This is a genomic window from Nocardia sp. NPDC004722 (genome assembly GCF_053601505.1).
The window spans coordinates 38,185-51,412 of the sequence record NZ_JBSGBY010000001.1; the positions used below are offsets into that span (position 1 = coordinate 38,185).

Consider the following 13,228-nt stretch of genomic DNA (forward strand, 5'->3'; position numbering starts at 1 on the left):
TTAGGCGGCCGGGGAGAATCCGCGCCGCTTCGCTTCGGCCAGGCCGTCAGCGCGGGTGCTCTTCTGGGAGGTCGCCCCCGGGCTGCCCTGTCCGAAATTCGGGTAGGTGCTCGCAGCGGTCGAGGCGGGCGGTTCCTCGCCGTACATGGCCTTGAGGTGCGCGACGACCTTCTCGCCGTCGATCGAGCCGTCCTCGGCGCTGAACGCGGTGATGTTCACCGTGGAAACGAAACCGTCGAGCTTGGCACCCTTGACGACCGTGGACGCGTAGCCGCGCAGCTGCGCCTCGTGCAGCATCGGCATCAGCTGATCGCGTGCTTCGCTGCGGCCGGCCTCGCGGGCGGTCTCGATCGCGTCCTGCTGGGCACGTTCGGTTTCCGACAGCTGTGCGTCGCGCAGCTCCTGAAGCTCGGTGCGGAGCGCATCAGCTTCCTCGGCGCTCAGGCCGCTGGCCTTTGCGCGCGACCGGGATTCGTGCATGCGGGCCTTGGCCTTCCAGTAGGCGGCCTGCTGTTCCACGGTCATTTCCGTCAGCGGCGTGTTGTCGGGGTAGCCGTGCTTGTTGACGGCCGACTCCTCGCCGACACCGTCGGGTTCGCCTGCCTCCGGGGCGGTTTCAACCGTCTCGATGTCGTCGGGGTTGACGTCGTCGGAAGCGGAGATGGCAGGGATATCGGCGCGCTGCTGCTTGCTCATATTCAGTTGTGATCCCTTGTCGGGTAAATGATTTGATGGTGGGCAGGGTTCCTTGCCGGAACCGGCCCAGTTCTCGACCACCCTGGTGGGTGGGAAGTTCTAGAGCGCGAGGATCTGCTCGAACGCGTGCACCTGCGACTGTTGCCAGCGCAGACGCGGATCGTCATCCGGCACACCTTGGGAGCGGGTCTTGGCCAGCTCCTTGCGCATCAGCGGCAGCTGGCGGCGCGCGACTTCGGCGAAGTCGGCATCCAGGTCCACCACCTCGGGCACTTCCGGATCCCTAAACCGCGGTACAGTCTCGCCGCGGCGCTTGGGGACCAGTAGCGCCTGAAGCTCGCCATGCTCATCGACGCCGTACTTGGTGCGGTGCAACAGCTTTGCGCCGGTGCCGCCCGCGTCGTCATACAGCCGGGTCAGGTCCTCGCGGTTGAGCCGAAGCCCAGGATCCGCGCCTTCCTTGACCGGCATGACCGTGCAGTTGCAGCCCGTGTGCATGGGCTTGAGCTCGTCGGTCTTGTAGATCCGGTCGCTGGCCGCCACACACAATCCGCACACACCGGTGCGGGAGCGTTCGGGCCGGATGACTCGCCGATATCCGATCACGTCGAGATCCACGATTCCGGCTTGGCCGATGACCTGCATTTCCGCCTCCCTCTCAGCGAGGGCGACGTTCGTGGCTAGCTCCATTTTCACACGGTTCGCCGCAGCGTCCAGAGCATCACTGGAATCGCGTCCACCAGCAACTTCGTGCCGATATCGGCGTGCGGGGCGATTGAACGGCTCGGCGGCCGGCAGCCGTTCCGACACCCCGGCCCGGGTGCGCACCGTTTTCGGCTCCGCGTACTTGTATGGGCGCGTCGTCGAGTACATGCGCACCTCGTCGGGCACCTCGGGCACGAAATCACCTAGGTCGGTGTCGATCTCGGCGAGGTAGCGACGCTGGGCCGCCGCGACCATGGTCACGGCCTTGCGCTGGGCGGCGATCGAGATGTCGGCAGCGGCTTGAGAGAAGTCCTCCACCGCGGCCCCGTCGAATGGATCGGTCATCCGCCACCGCGCCTGCACACGGTCCTGCGCGTCGAGCAGAAGCAGACGCCGCCGCTGCGAATGCGACAGCAGAATTCGCAGCAGCAGCTCCGGCACCATTAGGCGGCCACCGCCAGCTCGTCGCCGCCCGCATCTGCGCCCGGCTCGGCCGAAGCGTTCCGTGCGGCAGCCGGATTCGTAGCCGGTACCGCTCCTCCGGAGGTGGTGTCCATGGCCATGGATTCCTCCATCAGCTCGGTCTCGTTCAGCTTGGCTACCAGCGGATCCATCTCCATCAGCTCCACCACCTGGCGCTTACGGGACAAAACACCGCGGGTCTTCTGGACCGCGTCCGCGCGCACCGCCAGCGGCGTGCGCTCGGTGCTGCCCCACTGGAGGCGAACATTCACCGCACGGGCAGCCTGGCCCGACAGCGCGAACACCATCTGCCACAACAGCATCCACTGCGGCTGCTGGCGGGCCTGCCGGTCGTTGATCTTGTCGGTCAGGCCCTCACGAAGCATCGAGGCCCCTTCGGCCGTCTGGTTGTTACCGTCCGGCGCGAGCATGTGCATGGGGATACGGGTGGACACACCGAATTCCTTGACGTCGTCACGCTCTGCCAGCAGCAGTGGCGTCAGATCCGTTGCGCCGCTTTCCCAGAACTCCACACCCTCCGGAACGATCCACAGGGTTCCCGGGTCCGCCTGGAAGATGTCCTCGAGTTTGGCGTCACCGAGGGAGCGGATCAGCGAGTTCTCGTCGTCGCTGAAATCCTCGCCGCCGTCCAAATCGCCCCGGATGGCCCTCTGCTTGAACGATTGGTACCAGGTGATGATCTTCCGGTGCAGGATGCCGTCGGCGATCCGGTCGAGGGTATCCAGATGGGGTTCGAATTCCCCCAAGCCCATCTTGTTCTCAAACCGAACGACCGGGATCCCGCCATACTCTTCGAGGCCGGCCATCGCCGCGACCTCACCCTTGGACCACTGGTCGAGGATGAACTTGGTGCCGAACTGACCTTCCTCGCGAATAAACTCGATCCGCTGGCCGGGCAGAAACAGCAAGGCTTTCTGACAGTTGGCGATTCGGTCTCGGTACACCTTCACGAATGCGATCAGCTGCCGCGGTATGAGCGGATTCGGTTCGCCCACACAGAATCTGGGGTTCTCGGCCAGGAGCATCGGAACGCTGCCGGTCGGCGCGCCCGCCAGTGGCGGCACGATCGTCACGTACGACTCGCCGAGGGTGTAGAGCCAGGTCTGCATATCCCGCTGCAACGCAGCGAAACCCGACACCTCCTGGACCTTGCGGGCGATATCGTCGCCGTCGAGATCCTTGTCGGCCTCGGTGTAGATGCCCTTGAGCACGCTGCGGTCGCACATGGAGTCGATCGCCATGATCGCGTAGTTCGGGCGCGACTTGCGCAGCAGCTCCCGGAAGGTCTCTCGGTACTTTTCATTGATGAACGGCAGCGGGCCGTCACCGATGTAATAGCTCCACAGCAGGTCCAAGCGCTCTCGCCTGGTTTTGGGGGTGTTGGTGGAGGTGACGCGCGGCTCCCATTCGAGCTTCTCGTCGAATCGCTTCATGAGGTATTCGAACCACCACTCCGGCGGCTGCGTCTTCTGCTGCTGAGCCATATTCAGTTAGGTCCTTCAGTCATCGCACGCGCACGGCGATCCGGCGGCGCTTCTTCTTTCCGATTCCCTTGGCCACCGCATCCAGCCGGGCCTGCCACGCCAGCACCGCGGCAACTGCGCCGTCGATTTTGTTGGGGCTGTCGGGGTTTTCCTTGCGGATCTGAACGCCTTTCGGCGTCTCCGCGCGCCGGGCATTGAGCACATGCGCCCGCAGTGTCAGGTTCCCGTCGTGGCACAGCTTTCGATCGAGGATCGCCTCCACGAACTCCCTAAGCGCCTCAACGGTTTTGAACGCGCGAGAGCCGGTCATCCACCATTCGATGGGATGGCTGGCCGAGGACTTCACCAGCAGGTGCGGGCCGTACTTGGCTTCCCACGCAGCGACATTCGCTTCCCACCGTGCGGGGTCGGCATAGTAGGCGACCACCTTGTAGGTCTTGAACGTCTCGAGCAGCGCGGCTTCGATCTCGTGCTCGGGGACTTCCCAACCGTCCACGTGCATGCCAGGCGGCTGCTCCCAGATCTTGATCGGCACGATCAGCCCGTCATGAACTCGGCAGGCCACCAGCGCGGTGGCGTCGGTGACACCGCGACGTCGACGGCGCGAACCGTCGAACCCGAGGGTGATCACATCGCCCGGCACGAGCGGCTCGACCGGTGAGTTCTCCGGACCGACTGCATCCCACTCATAGGCGGCCACCCATGCGTTCTCCGCGGAGGTGGGGCTGTTGAACCAGTAGCGAAATGAGCTGATGACGTCGTTGCGCGGATCGGCGATGGCCTCCACCAGGCCGTCGATGTCGTTCCACAGCGCGGTATCGCCATAGCTGTCGATCAGGGCCTTGCGGACCTTCTCCTCGTCGTCCAGCTCTTCAGGAGTGATCGCGCCGTAGCGGTGGTCGAATAGCTGGCGTGGATGGCTTTTCAGCTTGCCGGCCAAGACATCCTGGATCAGCTTGTAGGTCTGCTCGGCGATGCTGTCCTCGCCCGGGGCGTACATGGTGGTGGTCTCGACCGCGAACGTCTCTGCGGACTTGCGGCGCTTGCGCAGGTTTCGGGTCAGCGTCTTGTACGTTTGCCGCAGTTCAGGGCGGTTATAGAGGTGCGTCTCGTCGAACAAGGTAAGGGTGTCCTTACCGCCGTCTTTACTTGACGCCGAGCTGGTGGACGGGACGATCTCACCGCCGCCCGGGATCAGGATTCGAGTCAGGCCGGCATCGTCACGGCGCGGCAGCGCACGCCGCAGCGGCCCCTCGGTGAGATTGAGGTGGATAGTGTCGTAAATGAGCCCGGCCTGGCCCTCTTCGGTTGCGACGCAACGGATATAGGGATTGCGCAGGCGCCGCCCCATGGGCTCGCCAGGGGCGTAGGTGTAGGTGAAGTCACCGCCCCAGTCGTCCCGGAAGACCTCGCCGCCGCGCGCCCAGCCATCGAATCGGCATGGACCCAGTGCCTCGAAAAGACCTATGAGAGCGGCGACTTCGCTCTTGGCCGCCCCCTTGGGCCTGCTCAGGAAGACATGGTCGTAGATCCGCCGCCCGGACGCGTCCAGGCCGTAGGTGTCGACGACGAACCCGACGTACTCATCGATCATCGGCGCGACAGGTTCGCCGCCGACGTCGCCGGGGCCATGGACGGCGTAATGCTCGAGCCACGCGACAGCGAGCCATCCGAGGCTACGTTCGCGGTCGTGGTCGGGGTGGGTGACGATGTCGTGCGGCACCCGGGCTCACGCGCCCTTCAGCAGCCGCGCCCGTCGCTCCTCGGCGAAGCTGACCACCTGCTTCCCGGTGGCCGGCGCATCCTCGTCGTCCTCGTCGAGTACCGGTTTGATCCGCACCCGCGCCCGCGCGAGGTCATCCTCCGTAAGGCGCAGCGCCGCACCGAGAGTCGACGTCACGGCCTTGTAGTTCTCCGAGCCAGGGCGCGAAAGATAGCGCTCAATCAGCGGGAGCGTCACCCACAGCTGGAACCAGGTACCCGGCCCATACAGGCGGGCCTGTGGCAGCGTCGCGAGGTGTTCGTAGATCGCGCGCCCGGTAGGCCCCACCGTGATCCATTCCGGGATATCGGGAATCTCCCCGTCGTGCGGGGTCGGGTCGATCTCGGTCCAGCCGTCACCGGTGATGAACGGATCGGCGTTGCGCCGCAATCGTTCGTCCGGGTTCTTCGGCGGTGGACCGCTTCTGCGTCCAGCCATATGAAGTTGTGCTCCCGTGTCGGGGTAATGCCGCTCCCGCCGCGGGCAGCCACCATGGCGGCGCTACCTGCGGTTCGGCGGTACGGATTCGCGCGTTGGTTTCACCCGCTTCACACACGCGAGCTGGCAGACGCGCCCCTGCCGAGCTGTGATGAGGGGAAAGAGCCAGGGCGACAGGATTTGAACCTGCAACAGGCGGCTTTGGAGACCGCTGCTCTACCGAATTGAGCTACGCCCCACTACCTCTCCCACGGTATGAGCACCGCGGTCGAGTGCAAGATGATCAGCGATAGCCGGGGTGTCGACGCAGCGAGTCAGGATGCCGCGCGGCCCGTTTCATCGCTGCCCGCGCTGCTGCGGATTCATCGGCGGTCTTCACCTTGTGACATGGCCCGCAGACAGCCTGCAAGTTCTCGAGCTGATCGGATCCTTGGCTTGCGAAATTCAGGATGTGGTCGACCTCGGTGGCCGTGCCGACACACACCGGCAGCCGGAGCTGACAGAGAAATTCGTCGCGCTCCAATACGATCGGCCGATTTCGCCGATGCTCCGCACTCACCTGCCGAGTGCCACCCGAACCCCACCCCACAACACCACCGCCTGAAATCATCTGATTCGGATTATCCCAGCGCGTGTTGTTACTTCCAGATGATATGACTCGGCAGCCCTGCGCCGTTTACGATTTGGGTCCAAGATCAACGGATGACCTGAAAGTAGAACGTGAAGCGCAATCTGGCCACCGCGGGCGCAGCGTCCGCAGCCATCCTCACTGCCGGCCTCACCTTGGCGATCTCCGGATGCTCAGACGATGACGAGAAGAGCGCCAAGAGCAGCACCTCGTCGACCACGGCCACCACCACTGCGCCGGCCGGGTACACCTGGGGCACCTTCAAGTCCGACTACAACCAGTTCCTCACCACGACCTGCGAGGACAAGACCGGCGACGCGTTCACAAGTTGCCTCAAATGGCAGGTCATCCAGATCAATTCACTGACGCAGGCCGTCAAGCAGCTGCCCGCCGTCCGCACCCGCTTCGACGCCGAATCGTCCATCGCGACCTTCCAGGGCACCTACGAGAAGATGACCGCCCAGAACTGCCTGCTGACCGGCAACATGGATGATCCACTGTGCGGCATCTATCGCGTCTCGGCGATTGCCAACGTCAGGACCATTCAGACGTATCTCAATATGGGGGCCTGATCCCAGCGCGGCGAAGGTCCGAAAACAAAAGCAGCTCATTGCGAATCAGATGAAGAGCCTTCACTCCCCCGGGTGATGCGACCGAAAGGCGCAGGACCTGAGGGTATTTCACCTCTCCATGAAAGCGCAGATCGATGCGCGACGCAAATGGGTGCAGATACAAAAAGGCCCCGGCGGAACGGACCCGAACCACCGGGGCCCCTTCGTGTCCCAAACACCGAAGGAGAACCCCGACCAGTCGTAGCAGCAACCCAGCCGGGGACCGCGGTGAGCCGAAGCACCAGCCGCGCCACCAACCTTACGAGCCGCCCGCCGCAACCCCCCTCGGCTTTACACCCGGGCCACTAGCTCGACACGGCAACCCCGGCACCGGCGAAGGCATCCCAACCATGGTCATCGAAGAGGTAGCGGACCCGCCCCGGCCCACGGAAAGCCTTCCCTGCCCACCACGGTGCCACGGCGCTATCGCCGGACTCCAAGACAATGGTGGCGGCGCGATGGCCGTACCCGATGGCTTCCGCGCGTCGCGCGATCTCGCCGTACTCGTAATGCACCGTCGTGTCTCTCCCTGGTTGCTGTCGCGCCGAGCGTAACCACCGCGGCCGATTGATTAGTTGGACCTATCAGCCCCGTCGTCCCACCCTAGCTCCCCAGGCAACCTGTGGTGTTTGGGATGGAGTGTGCAGTGAGGCCCCGGATTCAGAGTCATTCGGCAGCCCAGATCAGCCCCGTGCGTTCCCATCCGGGAATCGCCTGGGACCGAGCGTTCGGGAGGTGACGGGCAGAGTAACCCCGTAACTGCAAGGGTTACGGGATGCCTAACGCGGGTTCGCCCGGTCGGTCGGAACGGTTTGGCCTGGTTAAGCAACGGGCTCACGGGAATTACTCGTACAGCCCCAGGACTGGGAGATCGTGGATCGGAGAGATCGCAGATCCTTTGCTATTCCAGGAGATTGACGACGGCTACCACGCCGCGCCCGCTCGAGTCTGCCTTTACCGGGTGAATCTCTCTGGATCGAGATGGGTGCTGAGTCCCCGTTTGACGGCTCCGCAACGCTGGTGAGGCGTCCCACCCGTGGGTTCCCTACGGGCGCTGAGGGGGCGCGCCATAGACGGTGGCGCAGCACCAACCGTACCATGCATTCCATGGGATACAGGATGTAGTACGGACGAGCTGCGGGAACCTGGAAGCAGCGGGGCGGTGGCTACACTCGAGCCCATGCCCTCCACCGATGAACTCCGCATCAAGCTGGTCGCGGCGATCTCGGACGTCATTGGCCCGGAACGCGGCCGGCAGCTGCAATGGGCCGAAGAGACAGGCATCGACGCAGCCAACATCAGTCGCCTTGCGCGCCAGGAGGATCGAACCTTCTCGCTGCGATGGCTGATCAATGCAAGCCCACAGTTCGGGCTCACGCCGACAATGCACATCACTGGCATCCCGAAGGCGGCCATGGACCCGGGCGCCACGCCGCGGACCGGCATCGACGCCACGTCAGACGGTGCCGACAGCGACCGGTTCAGCCAAACTCTCGCCACCATCCTGGGTCGATGCATCGAGGCCGCCTTGGATGGGACGCTCGATGGCAAAACCCGCAGTCAGCGCGACCTGGCGGACGAGGTGAATCTCCCCCAGAGCACGATCTGGAAGTTGAAGACCCACCGCTTGGAGACGATGAAGCTGGACTCGATCATCGGGCACGCCGCCAAGCTCGGCGTGGACGTGGACATCACGACGTCACCGGCCACGCAAACCGCCTGAGTCGCCAGCCTCCGCAACCAAGCAGACTAGTTACCATCGAATGCATGTTCGATGAGCTTGCGGAGGGCGACAGCATCGCGTGGTGGGCCGACAGCCACGGCCGGGGCGTTGACCCGCATGACCCGGAGGGCAGACTCCGAACCGGCAGGGTGGTCAGCGTGCACCATCACCCGGACAACCCCGGCCAAATCGTGGCCTGCCTCGTGGAATGCCGTGCTCCGGCCGCCGGTACCTACCTCGCGACCATCCGGCCGGATCAGGGTCATCGGCCGACCGTATTGAACCGAGCCGAGCGTCGGTAGCCGCCCAATGCTGGACAGCCTCGAACACCGCCATCAACTTGTTGAGCGGTGGTGGATCGAACGGCGCGCCTTCGAACGGATAGTGGGTGCCCGGATTCCGTTCCGGCAAGGCGTTGCTCATCATCTCCCCCTCGGGCGACACTGCGGCATTTGTCCTGCTGTCACGGTGGATCACCGCCGACCGTTCGGCCATGCACGCTCACCGCTGCCGGGTATGTATCCGACGCATAATCGAGCACCCGAAATGGCACTAGGCTCGGTGCGCTTGACGCAGTTCTACCAGAAACAGTCCAGCTCAACGCATACGCGTGGCCTTCGAAAGGGAGTGGTTGTGGAGACGGCAATTCAGCCGAGCCAGGTAGCAAAACCGCCGCGTCACAAGGTGACCGGCGATGTACACCTGCTGCTGCGCCGCGGGAACCGGGTGCTGTTCGGGCAGCGCCAGAACACCGGATTCGAGGATGGAGCGTGGCATCTGCCGTCCGGACATCTCGAAGCCGACGAGTCGGTCGTCGACGCCCTGATCCGCGAGGCCGAAGAGGAAGTCGGCGTCGAGATCCGGCCGGAGGATGTCCACTTCGCCCACGTCATGCACAACTCGTCCTCGGGCGGACGGATGGCCTTCTTCTTTTCGGTCGATGCCTGGGATGGCGATCCCGTCAATCAGGAACCGGACAAATGCAGTGAGCTGGACTGGTTCTCGCTCAACGCGCTCCCTGATCACCTGATCGCCTACTGCCGGACTGCGCTCGATCACATCGCGGCCGACGAGCAGTTCTCGGTCTACGGCTGGTAATTCGCATGACCACGCAAGACAGACCGGTCGTGTGCGTCAGCTACCTAGCCGCAGCCGAACTGTGGAGCGTGCCGAAGTTCCCCGCCCCAAACCACGGGGCCGAAATCCGGACCACTGAAGAGTCCATCGCTGCGGACGGGCCCATGACGGCGGCCACGCTCGCGGCCCTTGGAGTGCCCACTCTTCTGGTGGCCAACAGGATCGGCGACGACGAGGTGGGCGGGAAGGTCGGTCGCTGGCTACAGCAACATCGCGTGCCCACAACTGCTGTAGCCAGCGCCGACGTCACTACCCCGCGGATCGTCGTGGTCGGCGACGGCCGGGAGACGCGAACCTGGTTCGCGCACCTACCTGGTGTCACCGATGAGCTGAACCGCTCCGATCTTTCCGCGATCCACACAGCGTCGACCGTCTACCTGGACGCGTATCAGCTCATCGAACCCGCAGCGATACGCGTCGTGCGGGCGGCGCGCGAGTGCGGCGCCGAGCTGCTGGTCAATCTGGGTGGATGCCCGCTGTCGGATGCGTTGCGCACCGAACTGGCCGGCTACCGAAATCTGATCGTCCAAACCAATGCCGATGACGACTCCCGAAGCGACGTACCGGAGATGACCAGGCAGTTGTTGACCGATACGTGTGCACGGTGGGTCGTCGTCACCGCGGGGGCCTACGGCGCGAGCGCCGCCAGCAGGGAGCGAATTGTGACCGTTCCGGCCTTCCCGGTACAGGTGCGCCACACCCACTGCGCGGGCGCTACGTTCTCCGGCGGACTGCTCTACGGAATGCGGATGGGCTTGCCGATCGAACGGAGTCTGCTGTTGGGGGCCGCCAGCGGCGCGCTCCGGTGCACACGGGACCAGAGCGCGCCGCTTCCGACCTTGCTGGAATTGGAATCGGTGATCGCGTCGCTGGCGCGATCGTGCTCCAACTAGAACAGCTCCCAGCCCTTCAGATCCCGCACGACGTGTTGGAACCGCTCCGGCGTCATGCGCTTTTTCGCCGCCTCGGCGGCAGACTCTTTGCCGGCACCGTACTGCCACCACGCTTCGCCGGTCCCACGGTCGCTAACCACGAACCGGTCCTTCACGGCAGGCCCGCGAACGACCAGGCTCACTGTCCACGGCTGCGCGACCACGGCGTGCACCATCGTGTGGTGCAGTGCGTAGGTGCCGCCGACTGGTTCTTCCCGGACTTGCAGCACAGGCAGTTTCGCGGGATCGAGCTGGTCGTCGATCTCGGCGTTGCCGAACAGGTAGTGCCGGTACTGCCCGCGCAGGATGCGGCTGGCGTAGGACCAGCGGTGGTTGTGCGGCCGGTCGTAATAGCCGGGCAGGAACACGTGCAGGCGAATCCGGACTCCGGACGCGTCGTCGCTGAACAACACCACCTTGTCGAGGATGTCGTAGTGCTCGCAGAGCTCCATGAGCTCCGGGCGGCGCGGCAGCTCGTCGAGGCGGGAGCGGATGACGGCGGGCTCGGCGGCGACGACTTCGAAGAACTCGAAGGCGGCGCGCTCGACTTCGTCGATGTCGTTCCAGTCGATTCCGCACAGGGCGGTCGCGGCGAGATCCAGTCCTTCGGCGATGTTGGTTTCGTACATGGGCTTTCACTCCTCTGGCTTGGCGCTGGATTTCCACAGTCGACAGATCGGAACGATGTCGGGGTAGGCGCTGCACGACGATGCGCCCATCACGAGCTCCTCGGCCGGGCAGCCGCCCATGCATGCCGTGGCCTTGCAGCCTCCGCAGCTGGACTCGGACAAAACGCTGGTGAACAGCTCGAATTCGTTGGGGCCGTGGTTGAGTTGGACCTGTCCGTCGGTCATCTGGGCGTAGTTCATCTTCGTGTCGAATAGGTAGCTGCACACGTACGCCCGGCCGTCGGGGAAGATCGAGATCCGGTCCAGCGTGCGGCCGATGCACCCTGCGTAGCCCTCGCGGGCGTGGCGCTCGATCTGGTCGCGACGGACGTAGGTCGGCTGGTACCAGACCCGCGTCTTGTATTCGGGCGCGACCTCATTGAGCTTGTCGCAGAACGTAACCCATTCCGGTGGGGTCATCGCCATCTCGGGATTCCCGTGGCCGGTCCCGATGGTGCTGAAGACGTGGAATTTGACGAGGCTGACGTTCAGGTCGTCGGCGATTTCGAGCAGCTGGAGGACGTCGCTCTCGTTGGTCTTGTTGACCGTGCAGATGATTCGTGTGTCGAATCCGCGCTCGGTCAGCTCGGTTGTCGTCTGCATCGCGGTTTCGAAGGTGTTCGCGCCGCGCACCGCATCGTGGGTGGCCTTGCTTCCGCCGTCCAAGCTGACCTGGACGTAGGCGAAGTCCAAGGGATCCATCTTCCGGAACTTCTTGGCCGCCGGTAGTTGGGCGTTCGTTGTGGTGATGACGTGCTCGTAGCCGAGTTTGCCTGCCGCGCGGATGGAGTCGATGAAGTAGGGGTGCAGTGTGGGCTCGCCCCCGAGGATCGTCACCTTGCTGCCCCCGAGCTTTCGCCACGTTCTGAGCCAGTCGACGATCTGGGGGAGTTCCATCTTCCTCGCGCGTTCGAGTCGCTCGCCCATATAGCAATGCTCGCAACGCAATTGGCAGGCTTCGGTGATGTACATGTAGACGTTGCGGAATCGCCCGTACTTGACGGGGTCGATGCGCTCCGGTTCGGGCATGCTGATGCGGCGCGGCATCCGGGCGTGGCCGTAGTTGTCCGTTCCGAACGTGGGCGTGGGCAGTGAAACCGATGTCATTGGACTGGACTCCGTGAGATAAGCAGGGGAGCAAGAAGATCCGCGGCGCCTTCGATGGTCGTGGTGGTGTCCAGATCAGTGATCTCGACGCCCCAGTCGGCGAAGGTGGCGCGGATGCCGACGGCGGAATTCTGGTAGCGCTGGGTGCGGGCTTTCAGCAGCCGTGGGGAATCTCCTCGACGGGGGTGCAGGACACCCTGGCATCGTGAGCATTTCCAGATGTCGTCTGGCTGCGGGATTGCGGGCAACCGCGGATCAGAGATGGGGTCACGCTCGCAGCTGTGACAAACCTTCCTGTTCTGGGCGCGCTGCTTCAGCGTCTTCGCATCCGTGTGAACTTCCACGGCCTCGACGTGACACGGTGGGTCGAATTCCTCCAGCACAGAGAGCAATTGGCCGACCTGATCAGCTGAGCCTGGGAAGTTGTCCATCAGGACGGTGTGCGCGCTGGGATCGTCGACCACGCCCTGGAAGTAGTCACGTAGCGCGGATTCGACGATGCGATCGTCGATCCACCCCAATTGATCAAGGCTGCCAGCGGTCGCCGACAGTACCTCGTGCGGTACGTGCTCGCGAAGACGGAAGACCCGCCTGCCGTCCTCTCCGCCGAGCACCATGGTCAGCGTGGTCTTGCCCGCGGCCGGCGGCCCGAACAACGGAACCACCAACGAAAGCGCCACGGCCTGCTCCTTCCTCTGCGCGATCTGGGACGGTCCAAGCGTCCAGCGGACGCGCAGGCCGAACCATGTCGAGAGCCACGGCCGGGATATGCATCGAACGCATACCTGCCGGGTTGACAGCGTGGTAGCTTCCGCAGATCAGGGAGATCGAGGGGGTCGACGCCCCGAATGCGA

The 13,228-nt window shown here is 64.3% G+C and carries 14 protein-coding genes and 1 tRNA gene; 4 read left to right on the forward strand and 11 right to left on the reverse strand.

All coding sequences use genetic code 11. From position 1 onward, the window contains the following. The 7 genes from ACWELQ_RS00230 to ACWELQ_RS00260 all read right to left on the reverse strand — a co-directional run bounded on the left by ACWELQ_RS00230 (position 1) and on the right by ACWELQ_RS00260 (position 6,127). Positions 1–696, reverse strand: a complete 696-nt coding sequence (locus tag ACWELQ_RS00230) for a hypothetical protein (protein ID WP_452394823.1) — start codon at positions 694–696, stop codon at positions 1–3. A 99-nt stretch (positions 697–795) separates the two neighbouring features. Further along, a complete protein-coding gene (locus ACWELQ_RS00235; protein ID WP_452394824.1) occupies positions 796–1,845 on the reverse strand; it encodes a hypothetical protein in 1,050 nt (349 codons plus the stop codon). After that, positions 1,845–3,368, reverse strand: a complete 1,524-nt coding sequence (locus tag ACWELQ_RS00240) for a hypothetical protein (RefSeq protein ID WP_452394825.1) — start codon at positions 3,366–3,368, stop codon at positions 1,845–1,847. The genes ACWELQ_RS00235 and ACWELQ_RS00240 overlap by 1 nt, the downstream gene beginning before the upstream one ends. 19 nt (positions 3,369–3,387) lie before the next feature. Next, positions 3,388–5,091 (reverse strand): hypothetical protein, encoded by a 1,704-nt coding sequence (locus ACWELQ_RS00245; RefSeq protein ID WP_452394826.1) that lies wholly within the window; start codon positions 5,089–5,091, stop codon positions 3,388–3,390. 6 nt (positions 5,092–5,097) lie between these two features. Further along, entirely contained in the window at positions 5,098–5,568 is a 471-nt protein-coding gene (locus ACWELQ_RS00250; protein WP_452394827.1) for a phage terminase small subunit, read from the reverse strand. A gap of 165 nt (positions 5,569–5,733) precedes the next feature. After that, positions 5,734–5,807: transfer RNA gene (locus tag ACWELQ_RS00255), tRNA-Trp, on the reverse strand. Positions 5,808–5,851: 44 nt separating this feature from the next. Then, the gene (locus tag ACWELQ_RS00260; protein WP_452394828.1) at positions 5,852–6,127 is read right to left on the reverse strand and encodes an HNH endonuclease; all 276 of its coding nucleotides are present in this window, start codon (positions 6,125–6,127) and stop codon (positions 5,852–5,854) included. A gap of 161 nt (positions 6,128–6,288) precedes the next feature. On the opposite strand from ACWELQ_RS00260, the gene ACWELQ_RS00265 reads away from it, so the two are divergent. Further along, entirely contained in the window at positions 6,289–6,768 is a 480-nt protein-coding gene (locus ACWELQ_RS00265; protein WP_452394829.1) for a hypothetical protein, read from the forward strand. 344 nt (positions 6,769–7,112) lie between these two features. On the opposite strand, the gene ACWELQ_RS00270 is transcribed toward ACWELQ_RS00265, so the two are convergent. Beyond that, positions 7,113–7,322 (reverse strand): hypothetical protein, encoded by a 210-nt coding sequence (locus ACWELQ_RS00270; RefSeq protein ID WP_452394830.1) that lies wholly within the window; start codon positions 7,320–7,322, stop codon positions 7,113–7,115. Between the two features lie 665 nt (positions 7,323–7,987). On the opposite strand from ACWELQ_RS00270, the gene ACWELQ_RS00275 reads away from it, so the two are divergent. From ACWELQ_RS00275 to ACWELQ_RS00285, 3 genes are all read left to right on the forward strand, one after another. Continuing rightward, positions 7,988–8,530: a hypothetical protein gene (locus tag ACWELQ_RS00275; protein ID WP_452394831.1), complete on the forward strand. Its 543-nt coding sequence runs from the start codon at positions 7,988–7,990 to the stop codon at positions 8,528–8,530. Positions 8,531–8,839: 309 nt separating this feature from the next. Beyond that, on the forward strand, positions 8,840–9,628 hold the full coding sequence (locus ACWELQ_RS00280; protein ID WP_452394832.1) for an NUDIX hydrolase: 789 nt from the start codon (positions 8,840–8,842) through the stop codon (positions 9,626–9,628). A 68-nt stretch (positions 9,629–9,696) separates the two neighbouring features. After that, positions 9,697–10,560 (forward strand): carbohydrate kinase family protein, encoded by an 864-nt coding sequence (locus ACWELQ_RS00285; protein WP_452394833.1) that lies wholly within the window; start codon positions 9,697–9,699, stop codon positions 10,558–10,560. Here ACWELQ_RS00285 and ACWELQ_RS00290 read toward each other — a convergent pair. Genes ACWELQ_RS00290 through ACWELQ_RS00300 form a run of 3 tightly spaced genes read right to left on the reverse strand, consistent with a single transcriptional unit; the run spans position 10,557 to position 13,054 of the window. Further along, complete coding sequence (locus ACWELQ_RS00290) at positions 10,557–11,228, reverse strand: hypothetical protein (RefSeq protein WP_452394834.1); 672 nt, start codon at positions 11,226–11,228, stop codon at positions 10,557–10,559. The two genes, ACWELQ_RS00285 and ACWELQ_RS00290, sit on opposite strands and share 4 nt — an antisense overlap. A 6-nt stretch (positions 11,229–11,234) precedes the next feature. Continuing rightward, positions 11,235–12,374, reverse strand: coding sequence for a radical SAM protein (locus tag ACWELQ_RS00295; protein WP_452394835.1), 1,140 nt, complete (start codon positions 12,372–12,374; stop codon positions 11,235–11,237). Beyond that, positions 12,371–13,054, reverse strand: coding sequence for a hypothetical protein (locus tag ACWELQ_RS00300; RefSeq protein WP_452394836.1), 684 nt, complete (start codon positions 13,052–13,054; stop codon positions 12,371–12,373). Before ACWELQ_RS00300 ends, ACWELQ_RS00295 begins: the two co-directional genes overlap by 4 nt. Positions 13,055–13,228: the final 174 nt, after the last annotated feature.

Bases quoted from the DNA above. Each gene is read 5' to 3' on its own strand.
- ACWELQ_RS00250 (WP_452394827.1), bottom strand. From the start codon at position 5,568: ATGGCTGGACGCAGAAGCGGTCCACCGCCGAAGAACCCGGACGAACGA.
- ACWELQ_RS00290 (WP_452394834.1), bottom strand. From the start codon at position 11,228: ATGTACGAAACCAACATCGCCGAAGGACTGGATCTCGCCGCGACCGCC.
- ACWELQ_RS00280 (WP_452394832.1), top strand. From the start codon at position 8,840: ATGCTGGACAGCCTCGAACACCGCCATCAACTTGTTGAGCGGTGGTGG.
- ACWELQ_RS00230 (WP_452394823.1), bottom strand. From the start codon at position 696: ATGAGCAAGCAGCAGCGCGCCGATATCCCTGCCATCTCCGCTTCCGAC.
- ACWELQ_RS00240 (WP_452394825.1), bottom strand. From the start codon at position 3,368: ATGGCTCAGCAGCAGAAGACGCAGCCGCCGGAGTGGTGGTTCGAATAC.
- ACWELQ_RS00235 (WP_452394824.1), bottom strand. From the start codon at position 1,845: ATGGTGCCGGAGCTGCTGCTGCGAATTCTGCTGTCGCATTCGCAGCGG.
- ACWELQ_RS00295 (WP_452394835.1), bottom strand. From the start codon at position 12,374: ATGACATCGGTTTCACTGCCCACGCCCACGTTCGGAACGGACAACTAC.
- ACWELQ_RS00275 (WP_452394831.1), top strand. From the start codon at position 7,988: ATGCCCTCCACCGATGAACTCCGCATCAAGCTGGTCGCGGCGATCTCG.